Raw genomic sequence first — 19830 nt, 5'->3', positions numbered from 1 at the left:
CGCCAGCGCCGGATGCTAGGCAGGCCTTGCGACAGCATCGCGGCAAGGCGCGCCGCGAACAGGGTTTCGCGCACCGGCCGACGGACTAGCCGTTTCGGCAGATGGACAGCGCCGGACGCACGCAGGAACATCCGTCGCGCTGGGCGGCCGCCGCCCGAGGAGCCGCCATGCAGATCCTGATGAGCAAGGGAAGCGCGGGCGAGGACGTCGACAGGCTGCGCCAGGCCCTCGCCAGGGTGCTGGGCGCGGACGCGGCGCCCTTTCCCTCGCTGCAGGCCGCCGGCACGCCCATCGACGAGGGCTTCGACGCTGCGATCCGCCGCTGGCAGGCCGGCGTCGGCCTGATCGCCGACGGCGTGGTGGGCCCGCGCTGCCAGCAGCTGCTGGACCTGGTCGCGATCGACACCGCCCAGTTCGAGCTGACTCTCAACGTGAGCAACGTCAGCCGGCTCTTTCCCGCCACCAAGCCGGCCAACATCGCGCGCTACCTGCCCTACATCGAGGCGGCGCTCGGCGTGGCCCAGCTCACCGACCGCGCCATGATCCTCGGCGCCCTGGGCACCATCCGCGCGGAGACCGAGGGCTTCGTGCCGATCGCCGAAGCGCCCTCCAAGTTCAACACGCCGCCGGGCGGCCCGCCCTTCAGCCTGTACGACAAGCGCACCGCCCTCGGCAACAGCCAGGCCGGCGACGGCGAGCGCTACCGCGGCCGCGGTTTCGTGCAGCTGACCGGCAAGGACAACTACACCCGCTACGGCGAGCGCATCGGCGTGCCGCTCGCCGCGGCGCCGGACCGCGCCAATGCACCCGAGGTGGCGGCGGTGCTGCTGGCGCTCTACCTCGCGGACAAGGCGGCGAAATTCCGGCAGGCCATCCGCGGCGGCGACCTGGCCCAGGCGCGCAAGCTGGTGAACGGCGGCGCGCATGGCCTCGACCGCTTCAAGGACGTGTTCGACCGGGCCGCCACGGTCTGGCCGCCCGCACGCGCCGGTGCCGCGCGGCGCGGCGCGGCCGCCGCGGCGGCAGCCGCCGAGCCGACGCCGACCGAGCGCGCCGCCGTCTCCCGCACCCGCAAGGACACGGCCGACCTGCGCGACCGCGTCTTCCTGCCCAGCGCGATCAGCCTGCCCGACGAGTTCCCGCCGACGGAGGAAGTGCGCCAGTACCTGCCGGCCTACACGCGCGCCGGCCTGATCCTGGACCAGGGCCGCGAGGGCGCCTGCACCGGCTTCGGCCTGTCCTGCGTCATCAACTACCTGCGCTGGGTCAAGTCCGGCCTGCCGGCCCAGCTCGAATCGGTGAGCCCGCGCATGCTCTACACGCTGGCGCGCCGGCACGACGAGTACGAGGGCGAGAACTACGAGGGCTCGAGCTGTCGCGGCGCGCTCAAGGGCTGGTTCAACCACGGCGTCTGCCTGGAGCAGGACTGGCCCTACCTGCCCGAGAAGTCGAACCCGGCCACCTACGGCTTCGCGGCGCGCGCCTCGCAGAACACGCTGGGCGTGTACTACCGCGTCGACATCAGCTCCATCACCGACCTGCAGGCGGCGATCGCGCAGCACCGCGCTGTCTTCGTCTCCGCCTTCACCCATGCCGGCTGGGACGCGGTGCCGATGGCCCCGGCGCCGAAGAGCCATCCCGACCTGCCCCTCATCGCCTTCGACGGCCGCCGTTCCCAGACCGGCGGCCATGCCTTCGCGCTGATCGGCTTCAACGCGCAGGGCTTCATCCTGCAGAACTCCTGGGGCAAGGGCTGGGGCGCGGGCGGCTTCGCGGTGCTCGGCTACCTGGACTGGCTGGCCAACGCGATGGACGCCTGGGTGGTCGCGCTGGGCGTGCCCGGCGTGGTCGCCGGCCGGCTGGCGGTGGGCGGCGCCGGCGCCTCCGCCGCGCTCTCGGGCACCGACCGCAGCAAGTGGTGGGACACGGGCCTGGCCTACCAGCACAGCGTGGTGCTGGGCAACGACGGCCGCGTCAGCCGCTACCTCACCGAGGACGAGCAGCCGCGCAAGCTCCAGCAGCAGGCCTGCGTGCTGCCCGACACCTGGTTCCGCCAGCAGCAGACGGCCACCCAGCGCCTGGTGCTCTACGTCCATGGCGGCCTCAACAGCGAGGAGGAGGCGATCAAGCGCGCCAGTGCCATGGGCCGCTACTTCATCGGCAATGGCTGCTATCCGCTGTTCCTGGTGTGGAAGACCGGGCTGTTCGAAACGATCGGCAATCTCATCGCCGATGCCTTCCGCGCCGATGCCCGCGCCGGCGCGGGCATCGGCGAATGGGTCACCGAGAAGACCGACCTGCTCGTCGAGAAGAGCGTGGGCCGTCCGCTCGCGCGGCCGCTGTGGAGCGAGATGAAGGAGAACGCCGAACTGGCCTTCGCCGTGCGGCGCGGCGGTGACCTGCTGCTGGATGCGCTGCAGGCGCTCGCCGCGAACTGGGGCGAGAAGTTCGAGCTGCACCTGGTCGGCCACTCGGCCGGCTCGATCGCCATCGGTCACCTGCTCGGCGCGCTGGCCGAGCGGCAGCGCACGAGGCGCGACGGCGGGCTGGGCGGCCGCATCGCCTCGGTCAGCCTGTATGCGCCGGCCTGCTCCGTGGCCTTCGCCAACCGGCACTACGCGGGCGATGCCGCGCTGATGGCGCGCCTCCACCTGGACGTCCTGTCCGACGCTGTCGAGCGCGCGGACACGGTGGGGCCGATCTACCGCAAGTCACTGCTGTACCTGGTCTCCAACGCGCTGGAGGCCGACCTGCACACGCCCATCCTCGGCCTGGACCGCATCAACGATCCGGCCTACTCGGGCTGGGACGGCTCCTCCGACACCGGCGAGGCGCTCGCGCTCTGGCGCCAGGCGGCAGAGGCCTCGAAGCTGGAGACTCGTACCCAGCGCGTGCAGGGCCCGCGCATCGAGGTGGCGCTGGACGCCGGCGGCCAGCCGGTGCTGGAGCGCCCGGCCCATGGCGCCTTCGACAACGACATTGAGGTGATGACGCGCACGCTGGAGCGCATCACCGGCGCGAAGCTCGCGATGCCGGTGGAGGACCTGCGGGGGTTCTGAGCGAGCTTGGCGCGGCGATGTTCGAGCACGGCGTGACGCTGCTGGCAGCCGACCTCAAACGATCCTGCACGGCGCCCTGCGCATCAACCAACTGACGGACGCTGCCCAGGTGGTCCGTGACGTAGTAGCAGGCGTTGCCGGGATCGACAACGCCCTGCGCGAAGCACTACCCAAGTCAATCGGATCAAGCACTTATCTAGCGCTATCGCGGCAGTCTTCTATTTGCTCTGCAACGTCGCGCGGTCTCCCCACCTACTTCGCTTCGGCGCGCCGAAACACCAATACCTCTCCAGGACTTATCCGCATCTCCTGGGAGGTCAAGCAAGCTTCAGCCTGGCAACGCACAGAGTGATGCGGCAGATGCGAGATCACCTCGCTTTCGATCTCGCTTGCGAGTTCTGCGTCCTCGGCCAGAACTCTATCGTCGAATACGACACGTATTCGAACAATCTTGTCGGTCCAGGAAACCACGACCGACCGCATATTGGCTGTCACCATGCCCAGCAACGCAACCTGAAGGGTTAACAACACCCGAACTCTCAATTCAGCTGCGTTCATTGTTTTGGCCTCGCCGGAACGATATGAGAACCACGTGATCCGTGGTGAATGATGCCGACGCTGGTTGGCGACCTTTCGCCAGTCACAGGATCGACGTAACTCCCGATATTCTTGCCAAAGTCAACGCGCTCCTTCGAGCCTGGTTGCCCGATTGGCGTGCTGCCGATTTGCTGACCTGTGCCTGCGCCCTGATCGAGCAACGCCTGAGGATCTGGATCGGTTAGTTCGCTCTTGCCGGGCTGATAGTTGTTGTGTCCAGGAACATGTTTGCCTTGCTGCCCTTCATGAATTTTGAGGCCGGAGTTTTCTGCCTCTTCGGACAACAGCCAATCCTTGAGCCTCCCCGCCGCGCCACCGCAACTGCGTATCGCATCGGCCATCGCATCCCGGCACCCGGGCGTGAGCGCGCAGCCGATGCCCAGGATCGGCACCGCAGGGCCGATGACGTGGGCGAAGAGGCCTTGGCGATCCGTGTACTTCAGCGGATTTCCATCGACGTACCCATACAGGTTCAGCCCACCGTCTTCCCTCATCGGATCCCGGTTGAGCCATCTCCCCCGCTGTTGGTCATAAGCCCGATACACCGCCAGATCGAACCCGCTGCGCTCGTGCCTGAAGAGGCCTGCGAAGCCCATGGGCCTCGTCCAGGCTGACGCTGCGCCATGAATCGGAACCCGTGGCCTCAGGCACGAGGAAGTAGCCGCTGGCCTCGGCGTCGATGGCAGCGCGGGTGAGCCAGGCGTCGCCGCTGGCGAAGGTGGGGTCCTTCACGAGGTAGCGGCCGCCCTGCTCCTGGACGATGGCGGCGTAGTGGTTCAGCTTCCAGTGGACGACGGAGGGCACGGGGATGGGTTCGCCGACGGCGCGATGAATGAGGCGGTGCGGCAGCGATGCCTGGTCGGCCAACGCGGAGAGCTGGGCGAGGTCGAAGCCTCGGGGGCCGGAGCGCTGGGCGCTCATGAGCTCCAGGCTGGAAGCGGGAGCCTTCATCTCGCTCAAGAGGCTGCGCAAAGCCATGGGGCCGCAGAGATAAGCCTTGCCATGGTCGTTGCGGAAGGTCCATAGGCCTTCGCGGGCACCGGAGAAGAGTTCGGTGGCCGGGCCACTCAATGGGCGCTTGCCGATGTCGTCCAGCAGCGCCTGCAACGCCTCGGCATGGCCCAGGCGTGCGCGCATGCGGGCGAGTTCGCCGACGGCGCGATCGGCCAGCGCCTTGGCTGCGGGATCGCGAGCGTCGCGGCCGGCCTGCCAAGCTTGCTCCCAGGCCGACAGCGCCTTGGAGAAGTAGCCGGCGCGGTAGTAGCCAATGCCGAGATTGGTCAGCACCGCAGCGCGCCAGCCCGAGTGCGGGTGGGCATCGGCAAAGGCGATCAAGGGCTCGGCAGGCGCGGGAAAGTCAGCCTCGGGTGGCGCCCGGCGAAAGTTCAGCAGCGCTGCATCGAGCGCTGCGTCTTCCTGCGCCGATGTCGCAGCGGTGGCGACCAGCGGTTCATCGAGGCCAGGGACGATGCGAAGAGCAGGAGGTGACCCGCCGCGCAACGCGAGCCCAAGCCACAACGCAACGATCAGCAGCAGTCCGCAGCAAAGCCCGACCGCGTGACGTGCAATGAAGTGAGAACGATGAAATGAAGGCGCATGGCGCGAACGCGCCACGGCTGGAGCTGACAAGCTCGCCATGATTTCCCCTTAGCCCTTCGGGCTTGTTCTTGGTGGGGGCGGATCGTTGGCGAGCAGCAGAGAAAGGTCAAGCCTCGCTTGAAATCATTAGAACGTTGGTGTGATGCCAAAGACACACACGATGCTTTGGCTGTCGTCTGGTTCAATCGGTGCCGAAGCCGGCACCACCATCCATGCCCATCGTCATCGACACCAACATCGCCCTCGACCTGCTGGTGTTCGACGACCCGGGCTGCGCCGCGCTGGCGGCGGCGCTGGAAGCCGGCGAGGTGCAATGGATCGCGACGGCCGCGATGCGCGAGGAGTTCGCGCGCGTGCTGGGCTATCCGCTGGTCGCCGCGCGCCTGGCACGCAACGGCCGCGAGGCCGGGGCGGTGCTGGCCGCCTTCGACCGGCGCGTGCAGCCGGTGGCGGATGCGCCGCGCGCGCCCTGCCTGTGCGCCGACCCGGACGACCAGGTCTTCGTCGACCTGGCGGTCGCGCACCGGGCGCGGCTGTTCAGCAAGGACCGGGCGCTGCTGGAGATGCGCAGGCCGCTGGCGGCGCTGGGCGTCGAGGTCGGCGTGCCGGGCGGATGACCTGCGGTTCGCGCTAGCGCCGCGTCGGCTGCGCCTGCGCACCGCTGCGGCCGTACCAGCGCCACAGCAGCCGCGCCACCGCGCGTGAGCGCTGCGTGTCGCGTCCCCAGCGCCGGCCGGCGGGCAGGTGCCGCAGCCAGCGCATGCGCTTCGCCGCCAGGGCGAGGCGCTCGCGCACCTCGTCGGCGGCATCGGCCAGCACCGCGTGCCAATGGGCACCCGCGGCCTGGGCGGACGCGGCGCGCACCAGCATCGCGGTCGAGTGCAGGTAGCTGAGCCAGTCCCGCACCTGGCATTCGGCCAGGGGCAGGGTTTCGCCCGGGTCGTCCTCGAAGTCGATGTAGCCGATCACGCCGTCCGGGCACTGCACCAGGTTGCGGTCGAAGGCCTGGCTCAGGTAGGCGCCGTGCGCATGCACGATGGCGATGGCCTCCAGCCCCTCGCGCCACACCGACAGCAGCGCGCTCGGGCCCTGGGCCGCGGCCTGGTCCAGCCGTTCCTGCAGCACCACCGGCGGGCGGCCGCTCTCGCCAAGGTCGGAGATCAGCAGGCCCTCGGGCTGCTGGGCCAGCACCGCCGGCACGCGCAGGCCCATGGCGCCCAGGGCCCGCAGGCGCCGCGCCTCGGTGGCGATGCCCGCTTCGCCGCCCGGGTTGGGCACGGGGGTCAGCACGTCCAGCCGCAGCAGGCCGGCGACGGCGGCCATCAGGTGGTAGCCGAGCTTGCCGTGCGGCGGGCCGGCCTTCTTGAGCCACACCCGCTCATGGCCGAGCCGGTGGCTGGCCACCGCCTTCTGCTGCTGCGGCAGCATGGTGCGCAGGAACTCCGCGTAGTCGCCCGGTTCCAGCGGCGGCGCGTTCGCCTCCAGGGGCGCCGGCGCCGATGCCTGTCCCTTGCGCGCCTGCACGCGCGAACCGCGTTTCGCCGTGATCATGCGGCGAGGGCGGTGTCGGTGCCCATGACGGGCTGGAAGCTGTGCGCGCTCGCCAGCGGCCAGTAGGTGCGGAACACGTTGTGCTGGTCCTCCAGCGAATGCAGCAGCGCGCCGGGCTTCACCTGCAGCACCAGGTTGCTGAGCAGGCGCACCTCGGTGTCGGAGATGCGCCGCACGATGTGGTGGGCGGTGATCTGCTGGGGATGGTCGAGGCCCGCGGCCTGCACCAGTTCCTTGAGCGCGTGCAGCGTGCTGTGGTGGAAGTTGCGCACCCGCTCGGCCTTGGTCGGCACCACCAGCGCCTGCTGGCGCACCGGGTCCTGCGTGGTGACGCCGGTGGGGCAGTGGCCGGTGTGGCAGGCCTGCGCCTGGATGCAGCCCAGCGCCATCATGAAGCCGCGCGCCGCATTGCACCAGTCGGCGCCCAGGGCCATCATCCGCGCCAGGTCGAAGGCGGTGATCACCTTGCCGGCGCAGCCGATCTTGACGCGCTCGCGCAGGCCCACGCCGATCAGCGTGTTGTGCACCAGCAGCAGGCCCTCCTGCAGCGGCGCGCCCACGTGGTCGCTGAACTCCACCGGCGCCGCGCCGGTGCCGCCCTCGGCGCCGTCGACCACGATGAAGTCGGGCGTGAGCCCGGTCAGCTGCATCGCCTTGACGATGGCGAACCACTCCCAGGGATGACCCAGGCAGAACTTGAAGCCCACCGGCTTGCCGCCGGAGAGCACGCGCAGCCGCGCGATGAAATGCATCATCTCCACCGGCGTCGAGAAGGCACTGTGCGAGGACGGCGAGATGCAGTCCACGCTCACCGGCACGCCGCGCGCCGCCGCGATCTCGGGCGTGACCTTGGCCGCCGGCAGCACGCCGCCGTGGCCCGGCTTGGCGCCCTGGCTGAGCTTGATCTCGATCATCTTCACCTGCGGGTCGCGCGCGTTGGCGATGAAGCGCTCCTCGCTGAAGCTGCCGTCCGCGTTGCGGCAGCCGAAGTAGCCGCTGCCGATCTCCCAGATCAGGTCGCCGCCGTGCACCCGGTGGTGGGCGGAGATCGAGCCCTCGCCGGTGTCGTGCGCGAAGCCGCCGTGCCTGGCGCCCAGGTTCAGCGCCAGGATCGCGTTGGCCGACAGCGCGCCGAAGCTCATCGCCGAGATGTTGAAGACGCTCGCCTCGTAGGGGTGGGTGCAGACCTGCCCGGCCGGCGAGGCCGGGTTGGGCGTGCCGCCGATCACGATGCGGAAATCGTGGCCGTCCAGGCGGGTTGGGCGCATCGAGTGGTTGATCCACTCGTAGCCGGCGATGCCCACGTCGAGCTGGGTGCCGAAGGGCCGGTTGTCGGGCTCGCCCTTGGCGCGCTGGTACACCAGCGAGCGCTGCGCGCGCGAGAAGGGCGCCGCCTCGCGGTCGCTCTCGATGAAGTACTGGCGGATTTCCGGCCGGATGTACTCCAGCAGGAAGCGCAGGTGGCCGATGACGGGGTAGTTGCGCAGGATGGCGTGGCGCGCCTGCCGCAGGTCGTGCACGCCGGTGCCGCTGAGCACGGCGAACATCGCCGCGAAGGCCCAGGGCGTCCAGAGATGCGGGGCCGCCAGGGCGGCTGCCACGCTGGCCAGGAGGCCGATCACGCAGAGGACGAAGGCGTAGTAGCGGGACGGAAGGATCGAATTCATGGCGGGGCGCCGCGCTGCCGAGCAAGTCCGCATCATAGGCGCCGCGTCGGGGCGCGGGATGACAGGGCCGGCGCGCCGCCCTCGGCATAATGACCGGCCCCCGGCAGCGCCGGGATGGACCTCATGGCGCCATGAACAACGACATCCCCTCCATCTCCGATCCCGCCCTTCAGCCGTTGGGCCCCGACGACTTCGACGCCCTCGACCAGGCCCTCGACGCCATGCGCGAGCAGGACGAGGAGATCCCGCAGTGGGAGTTCTGCGAAGGCTTCATGGCGGCGCTGGTGTGCACGCGCCGGACGATCGAGCCGTCCGAGTACTGGCCGGTGCTGCTGGGCGAGAACTTCGTGCCGACCCGGCACATGGAATTCGTCTGGCGCTGGAAGCGGCGCTGGCGCGAGACCGAAGAGGGCCTGGACGCCGAGGTGCAGTCGCTCGACGACGAGCGCGCCTGGCAGCCCGAGGTGCTGGACACACGCGGCGCCGTCGCGGCCCTGCCCGAGGAGGAGCGCGCCGAGATGGCTGGCGAGGACATTCCCTCCTTCGGCCAGGTGTGGGCGCTGGGCTTCATGTACGCGGTGGAGAACTGGCCCGACGAGTGGACCCCGCCGCGCGACAAGGAGGCCGCCGCCATGCTCGACGAGGCGCTGGACGCGATCGTCGCCCTCACCGAGGACGACCGCGGCAAGCCCACCCTCTCGATGTACAGCGAGGACGGCCCGCCCAGCGTGAGCCAGCAGCGGGTGGACGATTTCGGCGACGCGATCTGGGGCGTGTACGACCTGCGCCGTCTCTGGCGCAGCATGGGCCCGCGGGTCGAGACCGTGCGCAAGGAAGCGACGCCGGGCCGCAACGACCCCTGCCCCTGCGGCAGCGGGAAAAAGTACAAGAAGTGCCACGGTGCAGGCTGAGGCGGCCCCGGCACTGACGGCCCGCAGCGCCTGGGCCATGGTGCTCGCGCTGTGCACCGCGTTCGCGCTGAGCCAGGCCTACCGCACGGTGGGCGCGATCATGGCCGGGCCGCTGCAGGCCGAGTTCCGGCTCTCGGCGCAGGCGCTGGGCCTGTTCTCCGGCGCCTTCCATTTCGCCTTCGGCGCCATGCAGCTCTTCATGGGCATCGGCATCGACCTGCACGGCGTGCGGCGCACGGTGCTCACCGCCTTTCCGCTGGCGATCGCTGGCGGGGTGATTTCCGCACTGTCGACCAGCTTCGGGCTGGTGATCGCGGGCCAGGTGCTGATCGGCATCGGCTGCGCGCCGGCTTTCCTGGTCTGCACCGTCTTCATCGCGCGGCATTTCCCGGCGACCAGCTTCGCTTCGGTCTCGGGGCTGGTGCTCGGCATCGGCGGAGTGGGCATGCTGGTGACCGGCACGCCGCTGGCGTGGCTGGTGGACGCCTACTCGTGGCGAACGGGGTTCTGGGCGCTGGCGGCGGCGTCGGCGCTGGCCTGGCTCAGCATCCTGGCCATGGTGCGGGAGCCGGCGAGCGAAGGCGCCGCCACGCCGCGGGAGTCCCCCATCGCGGCGCTGCGCCGCTTCGGCGCGCTGTTCGCGATGCCGCACACCCTGGGCATCATGGTGCTGGGCGCTGTGACCTATGCCGCCTTCATCTCGCTGCGCGGCCTGTGGCTGGGGCCGCTGCTCATGGAGCGGCATGGCTACTCGCTGGTGCAGAGCGGCAACGTCGCACTCGCGGTATCCGTCATCTCGCTGCTCGGGCCGCCGCTCTTCGGCAGGCTGGACCGCGGCGGGCCGGTGCGCCGCCGCCGCATCCTGACCTGCTGCGGGATCTACGCGGCCTTGTTCGCCGCGATCGGCCTCTTTCACGCGGCCTGGATCGACGTCGGCTGCGCCATCGTGATCGGCCTGCTGTCGGGCTTCATCGTCTGGCAGTACGCCGACGTGCGCGGCGCCTATCCGGCCGCGCTCACCGGCCGCGCGATGGCGGTGTTCACCATGGCCATGTTCCTCGGCGTGGCGCTGATGCAGTGGCTCACCGGCGTCGCGGCCTCGGTGGCGCAGGCGCACGGCATGGAGCCCTACGCCGTCGTGCTGGGCGGGATCGCGCTGCTGCTGGTGGCCGGCTGCGCGGCCTTTGCCTGGCTGCCGGCGCCGGTGGGCGCCGTCGAACCTGGCAAGTGAAGCGGACGGCGCGTCTCAGTTGATGTGAAAGGCGCGCAGGCTGGCCGGCTGCACCACGTCCAGGTACTCGCGGTGCTTGCGGATGTACCCGGCGATGAACAGGCAGGCCGGGATGACCGGCATGGCCTGGGCCCGCGCCTCTTCCAGCACGTGCCGCGCGAGCTGCGAGCCCACGCCCTGGCCTTCGAAGGCCGGCAGCACCTCGGTGTGGGTGAACATCACCGCGTTGCTGAGCAGGTTGTATTCGCAGAAGCCGGCGAGCTGCCCGTCCAGATGGGCCTCGTAGCGGTGCTTCTCGGGGTTGTTGGTGATGGTGATCGTCATGGTTGGTTCGCGAGGTAGGTGGCCAGGTTCTTCGCCGCGCCGGCGCGCACCTTGTTGCGCAGCATCGGCGTCCAGCCCAGCAGCAGGCCGGGCGTGCCCAGCGCCTGGCGCGACCAGGTCCAGAAGTCGAAGCGGTCGCGCTGCTCGGCGATCAGGCCCTCGGGCGTGAAGCGGAATTCGGAGTCGATCGAGTTGTCGACGATGCGGCCGGTGGCGCTGAAGCGGTAGTGCGCATCCCAGTGGGCGCGGCCGGTGCTGCCCTCGGCCTGCACGTCGCGCCAGCTCAGCTTCCAGACGTCGGCGCCCTTGGCGCGCGTCGCTTCGCACAGCATCTTCCACATGCCGCCGACCTCGCGCGCGCCGCGCAGCGAGAAGGCCTCGTCGTCGAAGCGCGCGTCCGGCGCGTAGCAGCTCGCCATGGTGTCGGCGTCGAGACTGGCGAAGGCCTGGTAGAGACGCTGGATGGTGTCTTCGTTGCGCATGGGCGGCGATGGTAGCGGAGGCGGGGTGTCGCGGGGGCGACCCGACGCCAGCTAGCGGGGCTTCGGCTTGGCGGATCGGGGCGCTGGCCCGTTCCTACGCCTGCCGCAACAGTTTCAGAAGCATCTGCAGCGCGTGATGCACCGTCGCGGCCCGGACCTCTGCCCGCCCGCCATCGAAGCGCCTGCGCTCGGTGCGCGCCTGACCGCCGACCGACCAGCCGAACCACACCGTGCCCACCGGCTTCTCCGCGCTGCCCCCGGTCGGGCCGGCGACGCCCGTCACCGCCACCGCCACCTGGGCCCGCGAGCGCGCGACCGCGCCCTCGGCCATCGCGCGTGCGACCGGCTCGCTGACGGCGCCGTGGCCCCCGATCAGCGACGCGTCGACGCCCAGCAGCTCGGTCTTGGCCTCGTTCGAATAGGTCACGAAGCCGCGCTCGAACCAGTTGCTGGAGCCAGACAGATCGGTGCAGGCCCCCGCGATCAGCCCGCCGGTGCAGCTCTCGGCGGTGGCCATCATCCAGCCTTTGTCCTGCAGCACCTGCGCGAGCTGTTCCACCAGTGCGGGCGTGTCGGATGCGTCAATGTCGTTCATGGGATTCACCAGGCGCGCACCAGCGCGATCACGATCAATGTGCAGAAGGCCGCCACCAGGTCGTCGAACAGGATGCCGAAGCCCGCGGCCCGCCATGAAAATGCCGTGGGCGTGGCGCCGCGCTGCTTGAAGAGCTGGTCGGCCCAGGCCACCGGCCCCGGCTTGACCGCATCGAAGACGCGGAACAGCACGAAGGCCGCGAGCTGGGCCCACAGCCCGGCCGGCATCACCAGCCACAGCACCAGCCAGAAGCCGATCACCTCGTCCCAGACGATGCTGCCCGGGTCGGCGATGGCCATGTGGCGCGCCGTCACGGTGCAGGCCCACCAGCCGATCGGCAGCGAGGCCAGGATGATCCAGCCGATGGCGGCGGGCGGCAGCCAGCGCTGCAGGAGCACGAAGCCGGCCCAGGCCCACAGCGTCCCCACGGTGCCGGGCGCGCGCGGCGCCAGGCCGGCGCCGCAGCCCAGGGCGATGAAGTGGGCGGGATGGGACAGCAGGAAGCGCAGCGTCGGGCGGCGCAGCGGCGGGACAGGCAGGGCGCCGGAAGGCGGAGGGGCAGCGGGGGACATCACGCCCCCAGTGTCGCCCATCCGCGCGCTGCGGCGAAAGGCGCTCAGCCGCGATTCGGATTGAGCAGGTACTTCTCCCCGGTCGCCTGCTTCGCGTAGACCGCGATCTCGTCCAGCCGCAGGGCCTCGTGCATCGACACCTCCTTGGTGTAGCGGCTGGCGAACGTGGTCTTCAGCTCGGCCGCCACGCGCGCCTTGAGCTTCGCGGCCTCCTCCGGCCCGATCTTCATCAGGAAGGGGAAGAGCAGCCAGCCGCCCATGCCCCAGGCCATGCCGAAGCCGCGCGTGAACTCGGTCGGGCCGCGGTCCAGGCCGCCGTAGATGTAGACCTGCTTGTGCGTGGTGGAGCCGTAGCGGCTGTATTCGGTGGCGGTGCGGTTCAAGGCCGCCTCCATGGCGTTGAGGATCTGGCCGGCCAGCCTGCCGCCGCCGATGGCATCGAAGGCCAGCGTGGCGCCGGTCGCGACCAGGGCCTCGGTCAGGTCTTCCATGAAGGTCGGCGCGCTCTGGTCGCAGACGTATTGCGCGCCCATCGCACGCAGGATGTCCGCCTGCTCCTGCCTGCGCACGATGTTCACCAGCGCGATGCCATCCTTCATGCAGATGCGGTTGAGCATCTGGCCGAGGTTGGACGCCGCGGCCGTGTGCACCAGCGCCTTGTGGCCTTCGCGCTTCATGGTCGTGACCATGCCGAGCGCGGTGAGCGGATTGACGAACGCCGAGGCACCCTCGGCCGGCGTCGTGCCCTCGGGCAGCGGCATGCACTGGGCCGCGGGGATGCAGCGGTACTGCGCGTACATCGCGCCACCGATCGCCGCGACGGTCTGGCCCAGCAGCGCCTGCGCCGCGGGCGAGGCGCCGGCCGCCACCACCACGCCGGCGCCTTCGTTGCCTACCGGCATGGACTGGTCGAGCCGGCCGGCCATGGCCTTCATGGCAGCTTCGGGGATCTGGGCGCGGATGACCGGCCGGTCGGGCGTGCCGGAGGCCTGGGCCGTCTTCATGTCGGCCGCGCCGAACAGCAAGCCCAGATCCGATGGATTCATCGGCGCGGCCTCGACGCGCACGATGACTTCATCGGCTTTCGGCTCGGGAATCGGCTCTTCGGCCAGCGAAAGCTCGAGTTCGCCGCTGCGCTTGACGAGGGAGCGGATCTGGAGCGTGGTGCGGGGGGTATCGGTGGGCATGGGTATCTCCGACAAGGGGCGCGCGGGCCAGTATAGGGAGCCCTGCGACGCGCCCGAGCATCTTTTGGTGTTACTTTTTAATCGAATATCGATCATTGCGATCGTTTACAGATCAAATTGATCTCCATAGACTCGCCGCTTTTCAAGGTAACAGGCGGACCGCGCATGCTGGCAACGACATCGAACCCCCACACCCTCCAGGACAGTGCGGCCGCGCCGCCCCTGTTCACCCCGCTTCGCGTGAGAAGCATCGAGGTCCCCAACCGCATCGTGATCTCGCCGATGCAGCAGTACCGCGCGGACCGCGACGGCAAGCCGAACCACTGGCACCAGAGCCACCTGACCAAGCTGGCGGTGGGCGGTGCGGGCCTGGTCTTCACCGAGGCGCTGGCCGTGGAGGCACAGGGCCGGGCCACCCACAGCGACCTCGGCATCTGGAACGACGAACAGATGGAAGCGCTGAAGGTCGTGGCGGAAGAGATCGCACGCCAGGGCGCCGTTGCGGGCGCGCAGCTCATCCATGCGGGGCGCAAGGCCAGCGTGCAGAAGCCCTGGGACGGCTACCAGTCGCTGGGCCCGGCCGATGCGGCGCGCGGCGAGGAGCCCTGGACCGTCGTCGGGCCTTCTGCCGTTCCCGCCAACCCCGGCTGGGCGACGCCCGAGCCGCTGACGCGCGACGCGATCCGCCGCATCGTCGACGCCTTCGCGCAGGGCGCGCGGCGCCTGGCGCGGGCGGGCTTCCAGGCCCTGAACATCCATGGCGCGCATGGCTACCTGATCCACAGCTTCCTGTCGCCCCTCTCGAACCTGCGCGAGGACGAGTACGGGGGCGACCTGGCAGGCCGCATGCGTTTCGCGCTGGACATTGCAGAGGCCGTCCGCTCCGAATGGCCGGCGCACCTGCCGATCTTCTACCGTCTGTCCTGCATCGACGACCTGCCTGGGGGATGGACCCTGGAGGACACGGTGGTGCTCTCGCGCGAGCTCGGCGCGCGCGGCATCGACGTGATCGACTGCTCGTCGCGCGGCCTGGGACCGCGCGGCACCCTGGCGACCGCCACGCAGGGCGAAGGCTTCCAGGTTCCGTTCGCGGAGCGTGTGCGTGCCGAGACCGGCATCAAGACGATGGCCGTCGGGCTGATCCGCAGCGCCGGCTTCGCCAACAGCATCGTCCGCGAAGGCCGCACCGACTTCGTGGCGATCGCGCGCGAGGCCTTGTTCAACCCGCACTGGCCGCTGCACGCGGCGCTCGAACTCGGGCACGACCCCAAGTTCACGGCCTGGCCCGACTCCTATGGCTGGTGGCTCGCGCGGCGCGCGAGAACGGCGCCACCCGTGCAGTGAGGCGGCGCGCCCTTCAACGGCGGCCGCGGCCTGCGTTCGTGATCGCGCGTGCGCAGTCGAGCACCATCGGGCCGAGCTTCCCCGTCAGCTCCTCGGCCGACCACCGGCTGGTCGGCGCGATGAGGTTGACCGCGGCGATGGCCCGGCCTTCGGCGTTGAACACCGGCGCGCCGACGTTCATGTGGCCGAGGTAGTACTCCTCGAAATTCGTCGCGAAGCCGCGTGCCCTCGCTTCCTGGATGATCGGGAAGATCTCGTCGATCTCGGTCCTCGTGTGCACCGTGATGCGCTTGCGGTCCTCGCTCTGCAGGATCTTCATCACCTCGTCATCCTCCAGCCCCGAGAGGTAGGCGCGGCCGGCGGCGGTGCAGTACATCGGCATGCGGCTGCCGATCGTCATGTGCGCCACGATGGGCTTGCGGCTCGTGAAGGTGGCGACGTACACCATCTGCAGGCCGCAGGGCTCGATGAGCGACACCGTCTCGTCGCAGGCGCTGTTCGCGGCCGACAGCACGGGGTTGGCCGAGTCGATCAGCGGGTTGGTCTCGAGGTAGTTGCACCCGATTTCCATGACCTTGTTGGCCAGCTCGTAGCGGCGGGTGTATGGGTCCTTGGCCAGGTAGCCCAGCGTTTCCAGCGTGAAGACCACGCGCTGCGCCGAGCTGCGCGTGATGCCGACCGCCTCGGCGATCTGGCCGATGCTCATCGTGCGGCCATTGGGGCCGAAGGCCGCCAGGATGGCCAGCCCCTTCTCGATCGACTGGTTGAACATCGGCGTGCCGCGCGCCTCGTTGTCTTCCTTCATCAAGTCTCCTTCAACGGTGCTCGTTACCTTTTAATCGTATATCGATCACTTCAATCGTTTACTGATTAGATTCATCTAAATAAACTGATTGCACGCGCAGATCGAACACGAATCATCGTACAGCGATTTGGTTTCCAGCGTACGGCAGCCAGCGGCCACGGCCTGCCTGCCGTCCCAGCACCCGGCCCATCACAAGGAAGGCTCATCGTGAAAGTAGGAGTTGAAGTCGGCGGGACCTTCACGGACCTCGTCGCACTGGACGGCGGCAAGGTCCGCGTCATCAAGGTGCCCAGCACGCCCCATTCGCCCGACATCGGGGTGATGAACGCGATGCGCGAGGCGGGCATCGACTTCAGCGCGGTCGAGGACTTCGCGCATGGCTCGACCGTCGCGACCAACGCGGTGCTCGAACGCAAGGGCGGCCACGTCGCGTTCATCGCGACCCACGGCTTCCGCGACATCCTGTTTCTGCAGCGGCACGACCGCAAGCGCATCTACGACCTGCACTACCGCAAGCCCGAGCCGCCGGTGCAGCGCCGCGACTGCTTCGAGGCGGCCGAGCGCGTGCTGTCCGACGGCACGGTGGAGCAGGCGCTCGACGAAGCGCTGTTCGTGGCCGAGGTCCTGCCGCGGCTGCGGGACGGCGGCTACGACGCCGTCGCGATCTGCCTGATCAATGCCTACAAGAACCCGGCGCACGAGCAGCGTCTCGGCGCACTCCTCGCTGAAGCGCTGCCCGGCGTGGTCGTGACCTGCTCGCACCAGGTGGCGCGCGAGTTCCGCGAATACGAGCGCGGCAGCACGGCCGCGCTGTCCGCCTTCGTGCAGCCGGTCATCGCCGGCTACCTCGGGCGCCTCACGGAATCGATGGCGCAGCATGGCTTCGCCGGCCGTTTCTCGGTGATGCAATCCAACGGCGGCCGGCTGCCGGCCGATGCCATGCGCGAGAACGCGATCAGCGCGCTGTTCTCCGGCCCCGCCGCGGGCGTGGTGGGCGCGGTGCGGCAGGTGCTCCGCTCCGGCTACGCGAACGTCATCACCTTCGACATGGGCGGCACCAGCTCCGACGTGTGCCTGGTGCAGGACGGCAATCCCACCCTGGCCCCCGAAACCGAAATCGACGGCCTGCCCGTGCGCACGCCGGTGCTCGACATCGTGACGGTGGGTGCCGGCGGCGGCAGCCTGATCTGGATCGACGACGGCGGCATGCTGCGCGTCGGCCCCGAGAGCGCGGGCGCCAGCCCGGGCCCGGCCTGCTACGGCCGCGGCGGCACGCGCCCGACCATCACCGATGCGCACGTGGTCCTGGGCACCGTGCGGCCCGAGGCCTTCCTCGGCGGCCAGATGCACATCGACGTGGACGCCGCCTACGTGTCCTTCAAGGCGCTCGCCGCGCACTTCGGGCTACCGGTGGAGGCCGTCGCCCACAACGCCGTGCGGCTGGCCAACGCCAACATCGTGCGTGCGATCCAGCTGGTGTCGACGCAGCGCGGGCGCGATCCCCGCGACTACGTGCTCGTGCCCTTCGGCGGCGCCGGTCCGATGCAGGCCGCGCAGATCGCCGAGGAGCTGGGCATCCGCAAGGTGGTGGCACCACCCAATCCCGGCGTGACCTCCGCCTACGGCCTGCTGGCTTCGGACTTCATCAAGTACGAGACCATGACCGACCGCGCGCAGGTCGACGATGCCACCTGCGGCCGGCTGCGCGAGCGCTTCGCGGCGATGCGCGCCGACCTGGCGCAGCAGTTCCGCGACATGGGCTTCGGCGCCGGCCTGGTCTTCAGCTACGCCGTCGAGATGCGCTACGTGGGCCAGGCCTTCGAGGTGCCGCTGGCGCTGGACGACGAATCGCTCGCCGCGGTCGACCGCCCGGGTCTGGAGGCACGCTTCATCGAGGCCCACGAGCGCATCTACTTCCACGCGGACAAGAGCGGCCGCCCCATCGAGGTGGTGGCGCTGCGCGCCGGCGCGACCCTGCCGACCGAGTTCGTGTCTGCGGTGGCCGCCGCGCCTGCCGACTCACGCAGGAGCGGCGCTCACGAGAGCCCGCTCTACGACGGCAAGGGCTGGTCCGCCTGCCGTCGCCAGACCGTGGCTTCGCTGGCGTCCGCGCCGAGCGCGCTGCCCGGCCCTGCCGTGCTCGAGGACTACACGACGACGGTCGTCGTCCCCGCGGGCTGGGCCGCCAGCGTCGACGCCCAATCCAACCTGATTCTTGCCCACGGAGCGTGAACATGCCGGTCAGTCCCTTCGACAACGCCATCATCAGCCAGAGCATCCTCGCCGCAGCGCGGGAGATGGGCGTCAAGCTGATCCGCTCGGCCTACTCGACCATCCTGCGCGAGGCCAGCGACGGCTCCGCGGCCATCGCCAACCTGAAAGGCGACATCGTCGCGCAGGCCGAGCTGATCCCGATCCAGCTCGGCCCCATCGGCATCACGCTCAAGAAGTGCCTGGAGCGCCATCCCGCCGAGACCATCACGCCCGACGACTTCCTGATCACCAACGACCCCTACTCGGGCGGCCAGCACCTGCCGGACGTCTACATCTTCTGCCCCATCTTCCACCAGGGGGTGCTGGTCGGCTTCTCGGCCAGCGTCGCGCACCAGATCGATTTCGGCGGCGGCGCACCGGGCCTGGACCCGGGCGCCTCCGACATCTACCAGGAAGGCCTGCGCCTGCCGCCCACGCGCTGGTCGGTGTCGCGCGACTGGAACGGCGGGCCGCTGGAGCATCTGGTGCGCGCCAACATCCGCGTGCCCGACCTGACCATCGGCGACATGAACGCGATGTTCGCGGCCAACGCGATCGCCGCCGCGCGGCTCACGCAGCTGTGCGACAAGTACGGCCGCAGCGAGGTCTGCGAGGTGATGGCCGAGATGGTCGACTACTCCGAGCGCCGCTTCCGCGCCGCCGTCGCGCTGGTGCCCGACGGCGTCTACGTGGGCGAGGACATGATCGACGACGACGGCATCGGCGAGGAGCCCTTGCTCATCAAGGTGAAGGTGACCATCGACGGCGACCAGGTCGGCGTCGACTTCGAAGGCAGCAGCGCGCAGGTCAAGCGCAACCTCAACTCGCCTTTCTCGTGCACGGTGTCGGCGGCCGTCACCTGCGTGAAGTCGATCCTCACCTCGCCGGACATTCCGTTCAACGACGGCATCCTGCGCGCGGTGAGCGTCTCGGCGCCCTACGGCTCCATCCTCAACCCGGCGCCGCCGTCGCCGGTGCGCGCGCGCCTGGAGGCGAACTACCGCGTCTTCAACGCGATCATGCGTGCGCTGGCCCCTGTGGTGCCCGACAAGGTCATCGCCACCGGCTTCGACACGCTGACCGCGGCCTGCTTCTCGCTGCAGCGCGACGAAGGCTACAGCGTCTACCTCGAAATCTTCGGCGGCGGCTACGGCGCCTCCGACCGCGCCGACGGCTGCGACGCGGTCGACTCGCCGCTGTCGAACTGCGCCAACACGCCGGTGGAGGCGCTCGACATGGAGTACGACTTCTTCCGCCTCGAACGCTACGCGCTCGAAGCCGATTCCTTCGGCCAGGGCAGGTACCGCGGCGGCGCCGGCTTCAGCCGCGAATACAAGGTGCTGCGCGACGGCGTGTCCTTCGCCATCTACTCGGACCGCCACCGCTACGCGCCGCGCGGCATCTTCGGCGGGCAGGACGGCGGGCGCGGCTATTGCGAAATCACGCGTGGCGGCGTCACCGAACGCATCCCGTCCAAGTCCATCGTCAGCCTGGCCGAGGGCGATCGCGTCAAGGTCTACATGGGCGGCGGCGGCGGCTACGGCGACCCCTCGCAGCGCGCCGAGAGCCTGCGCGAGGCGGACCGCCGCGACGGCCTGTCGCTCCCCGTTTCCTCCACCCCTTTCCCTTCCACTCACACCACGAGGTAATCGC

General features: G+C 69.8%; 18 protein-coding genes. 7 read left to right on the top strand and 11 right to left on the bottom strand.

What is annotated here, in order from left to right:
- Positions 1 to 167 precede the first annotated feature (167 nt).
- Complete coding sequence (locus tag A8M77_RS10445) at positions 168 to 3059, top strand: C1 family peptidase (protein ID WP_086921489.1); 2892 nt, start codon at positions 168 to 170, stop codon at positions 3057 to 3059.
- 252 nt (positions 3060 to 3311) lie between these two features.
- Here the strand turns inward: A8M77_RS10445 and A8M77_RS10440 are convergent, their stop codons facing one another.
- From A8M77_RS10440 to A8M77_RS10430, 3 genes are read right to left on the bottom strand one after another with little or no spacing between them, the layout of a single operon-like run.
- Positions 3312 to 3617 carry a hypothetical protein gene (locus tag A8M77_RS10440; RefSeq protein WP_143694578.1) on the bottom strand — a complete coding sequence of 102 codons (306 nt, stop codon included), beginning with the start codon at positions 3615 to 3617 and terminating at the stop codon, positions 3312 to 3314.
- Positions 3614 to 4252, bottom strand: coding sequence for a polymorphic toxin type 50 domain-containing protein (locus A8M77_RS36060; protein ID WP_086921487.1), 639 nt, complete (start codon positions 4250 to 4252; stop codon positions 3614 to 3616). The genes A8M77_RS10440 and A8M77_RS36060 overlap by 4 nt, the downstream gene beginning before the upstream one ends.
- Positions 4185 to 5174 (bottom strand): cysteine peptidase family C39 domain-containing protein, encoded by a 990-nt coding sequence (locus A8M77_RS10430; protein ID WP_143694577.1) that lies wholly within the window; start codon positions 5172 to 5174, stop codon positions 4185 to 4187. The genes A8M77_RS36060 and A8M77_RS10430 overlap by 68 nt, the downstream gene beginning before the upstream one ends.
- A gap of 293 nt (positions 5175 to 5467) precedes the next feature.
- On the opposite strand from A8M77_RS10430, the gene A8M77_RS10425 reads away from it, so the two are divergent.
- Complete coding sequence (locus A8M77_RS10425) at positions 5468 to 5872, top strand: PIN domain-containing protein (protein WP_086921485.1); 405 nt, start codon at positions 5468 to 5470, stop codon at positions 5870 to 5872.
- Between the two features lie 13 nt (positions 5873 to 5885).
- Here A8M77_RS10425 and A8M77_RS10420 read toward each other — a convergent pair whose 3' ends face one another.
- Positions 5886 to 6806 carry a hypothetical protein gene (locus tag A8M77_RS10420; RefSeq protein ID WP_086921484.1) on the bottom strand — a complete coding sequence of 307 codons (921 nt, stop codon included), beginning with the start codon at positions 6804 to 6806 and terminating at the stop codon, positions 5886 to 5888.
- The gene (locus A8M77_RS10415; protein ID WP_086921483.1) at positions 6803 to 8473 is read right to left on the bottom strand and encodes an FMN-binding glutamate synthase family protein; all 1671 of its coding nucleotides are present in this window, start codon (positions 8471 to 8473) and stop codon (positions 6803 to 6805) included. The genes A8M77_RS10420 and A8M77_RS10415 overlap by 4 nt, the downstream gene beginning before the upstream one ends.
- 131 nt (positions 8474 to 8604) lie before the next feature.
- Here A8M77_RS10415 and A8M77_RS10410 point away from each other — a divergent pair, with 131 nt between their 5' ends.
- Together A8M77_RS10410 and A8M77_RS10405 are read left to right on the top strand one after the other, a co-directional pair.
- Positions 8605 to 9384: a YecA/YgfB family protein gene (locus A8M77_RS10410; protein ID WP_086921482.1), complete on the top strand. Its 780-nt coding sequence runs from the start codon at positions 8605 to 8607 to the stop codon at positions 9382 to 9384.
- Between the two features lie 37 nt (positions 9385 to 9421).
- Complete coding sequence (locus A8M77_RS10405; RefSeq protein ID WP_086921535.1) at positions 9422 to 10615, top strand: MFS transporter; 1194 nt, start codon at positions 9422 to 9424, stop codon at positions 10613 to 10615.
- Between the two features lie 15 nt (positions 10616 to 10630).
- Here the strand turns inward: A8M77_RS10405 and A8M77_RS10400 are convergent, their stop codons facing one another.
- The 5 genes from A8M77_RS10400 to A8M77_RS10380 form a co-directional block, all read right to left on the bottom strand.
- On the bottom strand, positions 10631 to 10939 hold the full coding sequence (locus A8M77_RS10400; RefSeq protein WP_086921481.1) for a GNAT family N-acetyltransferase: 309 nt from the start codon (positions 10937 to 10939) through the stop codon (positions 10631 to 10633).
- On the bottom strand, positions 10936 to 11421 hold the full coding sequence (locus A8M77_RS10395; protein ID WP_086921480.1) for a nuclear transport factor 2 family protein: 486 nt from the start codon (positions 11419 to 11421) through the stop codon (positions 10936 to 10938). Before A8M77_RS10395 ends, A8M77_RS10400 begins: the two co-directional genes overlap by 4 nt.
- Before the next feature lie 94 nt (positions 11422 to 11515).
- On the bottom strand, positions 11516 to 12016 hold the full coding sequence (locus A8M77_RS10390) for a CinA family protein (protein WP_086921479.1): 501 nt from the start codon (positions 12014 to 12016) through the stop codon (positions 11516 to 11518).
- A gap of 5 nt (positions 12017 to 12021) precedes the next feature.
- The gene (locus A8M77_RS10385) at positions 12022 to 12588 is read right to left on the bottom strand and encodes a phosphatidylglycerophosphatase A family protein (RefSeq protein ID WP_086921534.1); all 567 of its coding nucleotides are present in this window, start codon (positions 12586 to 12588) and stop codon (positions 12022 to 12024) included.
- Between the two features lie 44 nt (positions 12589 to 12632).
- Positions 12633 to 13775, bottom strand: a complete 1143-nt coding sequence (locus tag A8M77_RS10380; protein ID WP_086921478.1) for a zinc-binding dehydrogenase — start codon at positions 13773 to 13775, stop codon at positions 12633 to 12635.
- 165 nt (positions 13776 to 13940) lie between these two features.
- Here A8M77_RS10380 and A8M77_RS10375 point away from each other — a divergent pair, with 165 nt between their 5' ends.
- Positions 13941 to 15119, top strand: coding sequence for an NADH:flavin oxidoreductase/NADH oxidase (locus tag A8M77_RS10375; protein WP_086921477.1), 1179 nt, complete (start codon positions 13941 to 13943; stop codon positions 15117 to 15119).
- Between the two features lie 13 nt (positions 15120 to 15132).
- On the opposite strand, the gene A8M77_RS10370 is transcribed toward A8M77_RS10375, so the two are convergent.
- On the bottom strand, positions 15133 to 15924 hold the full coding sequence (locus A8M77_RS10370; RefSeq protein WP_086921476.1) for an IclR family transcriptional regulator: 792 nt from the start codon (positions 15922 to 15924) through the stop codon (positions 15133 to 15135).
- Positions 15925 to 16131: 207 nt separating this feature from the next.
- Between A8M77_RS10370 and A8M77_RS10365 the strand changes: the two genes are divergently transcribed.
- Both A8M77_RS10365 and A8M77_RS10360 read left to right on the top strand, forming a co-directional pair.
- Positions 16132 to 18156 carry a hydantoinase/oxoprolinase family protein gene (locus A8M77_RS10365; protein WP_086921475.1) on the top strand — a complete coding sequence of 675 codons (2025 nt, stop codon included), beginning with the start codon at positions 16132 to 16134 and terminating at the stop codon, positions 18154 to 18156.
- A 2-nt stretch (positions 18157 to 18158) separates the two neighbouring features.
- Positions 18159 to 19826 carry a hydantoinase B/oxoprolinase family protein gene (locus tag A8M77_RS10360; RefSeq protein ID WP_086921474.1) on the top strand — a complete coding sequence of 556 codons (1668 nt, stop codon included), beginning with the start codon at positions 18159 to 18161 and terminating at the stop codon, positions 19824 to 19826.
- Positions 19827 to 19830: the final 4 nt, after the last annotated feature.

This window comes from Variovorax sp. JS1663, assembly GCF_002157355.1.
Taxonomy (GTDB): Bacteria; Pseudomonadota; Gammaproteobacteria; order Burkholderiales; family Burkholderiaceae_C; genus Variovorax.
Note: the sequence above shows the minus strand (reverse complement) of the source record. Positions and strands in the feature narration are given on the sequence as shown.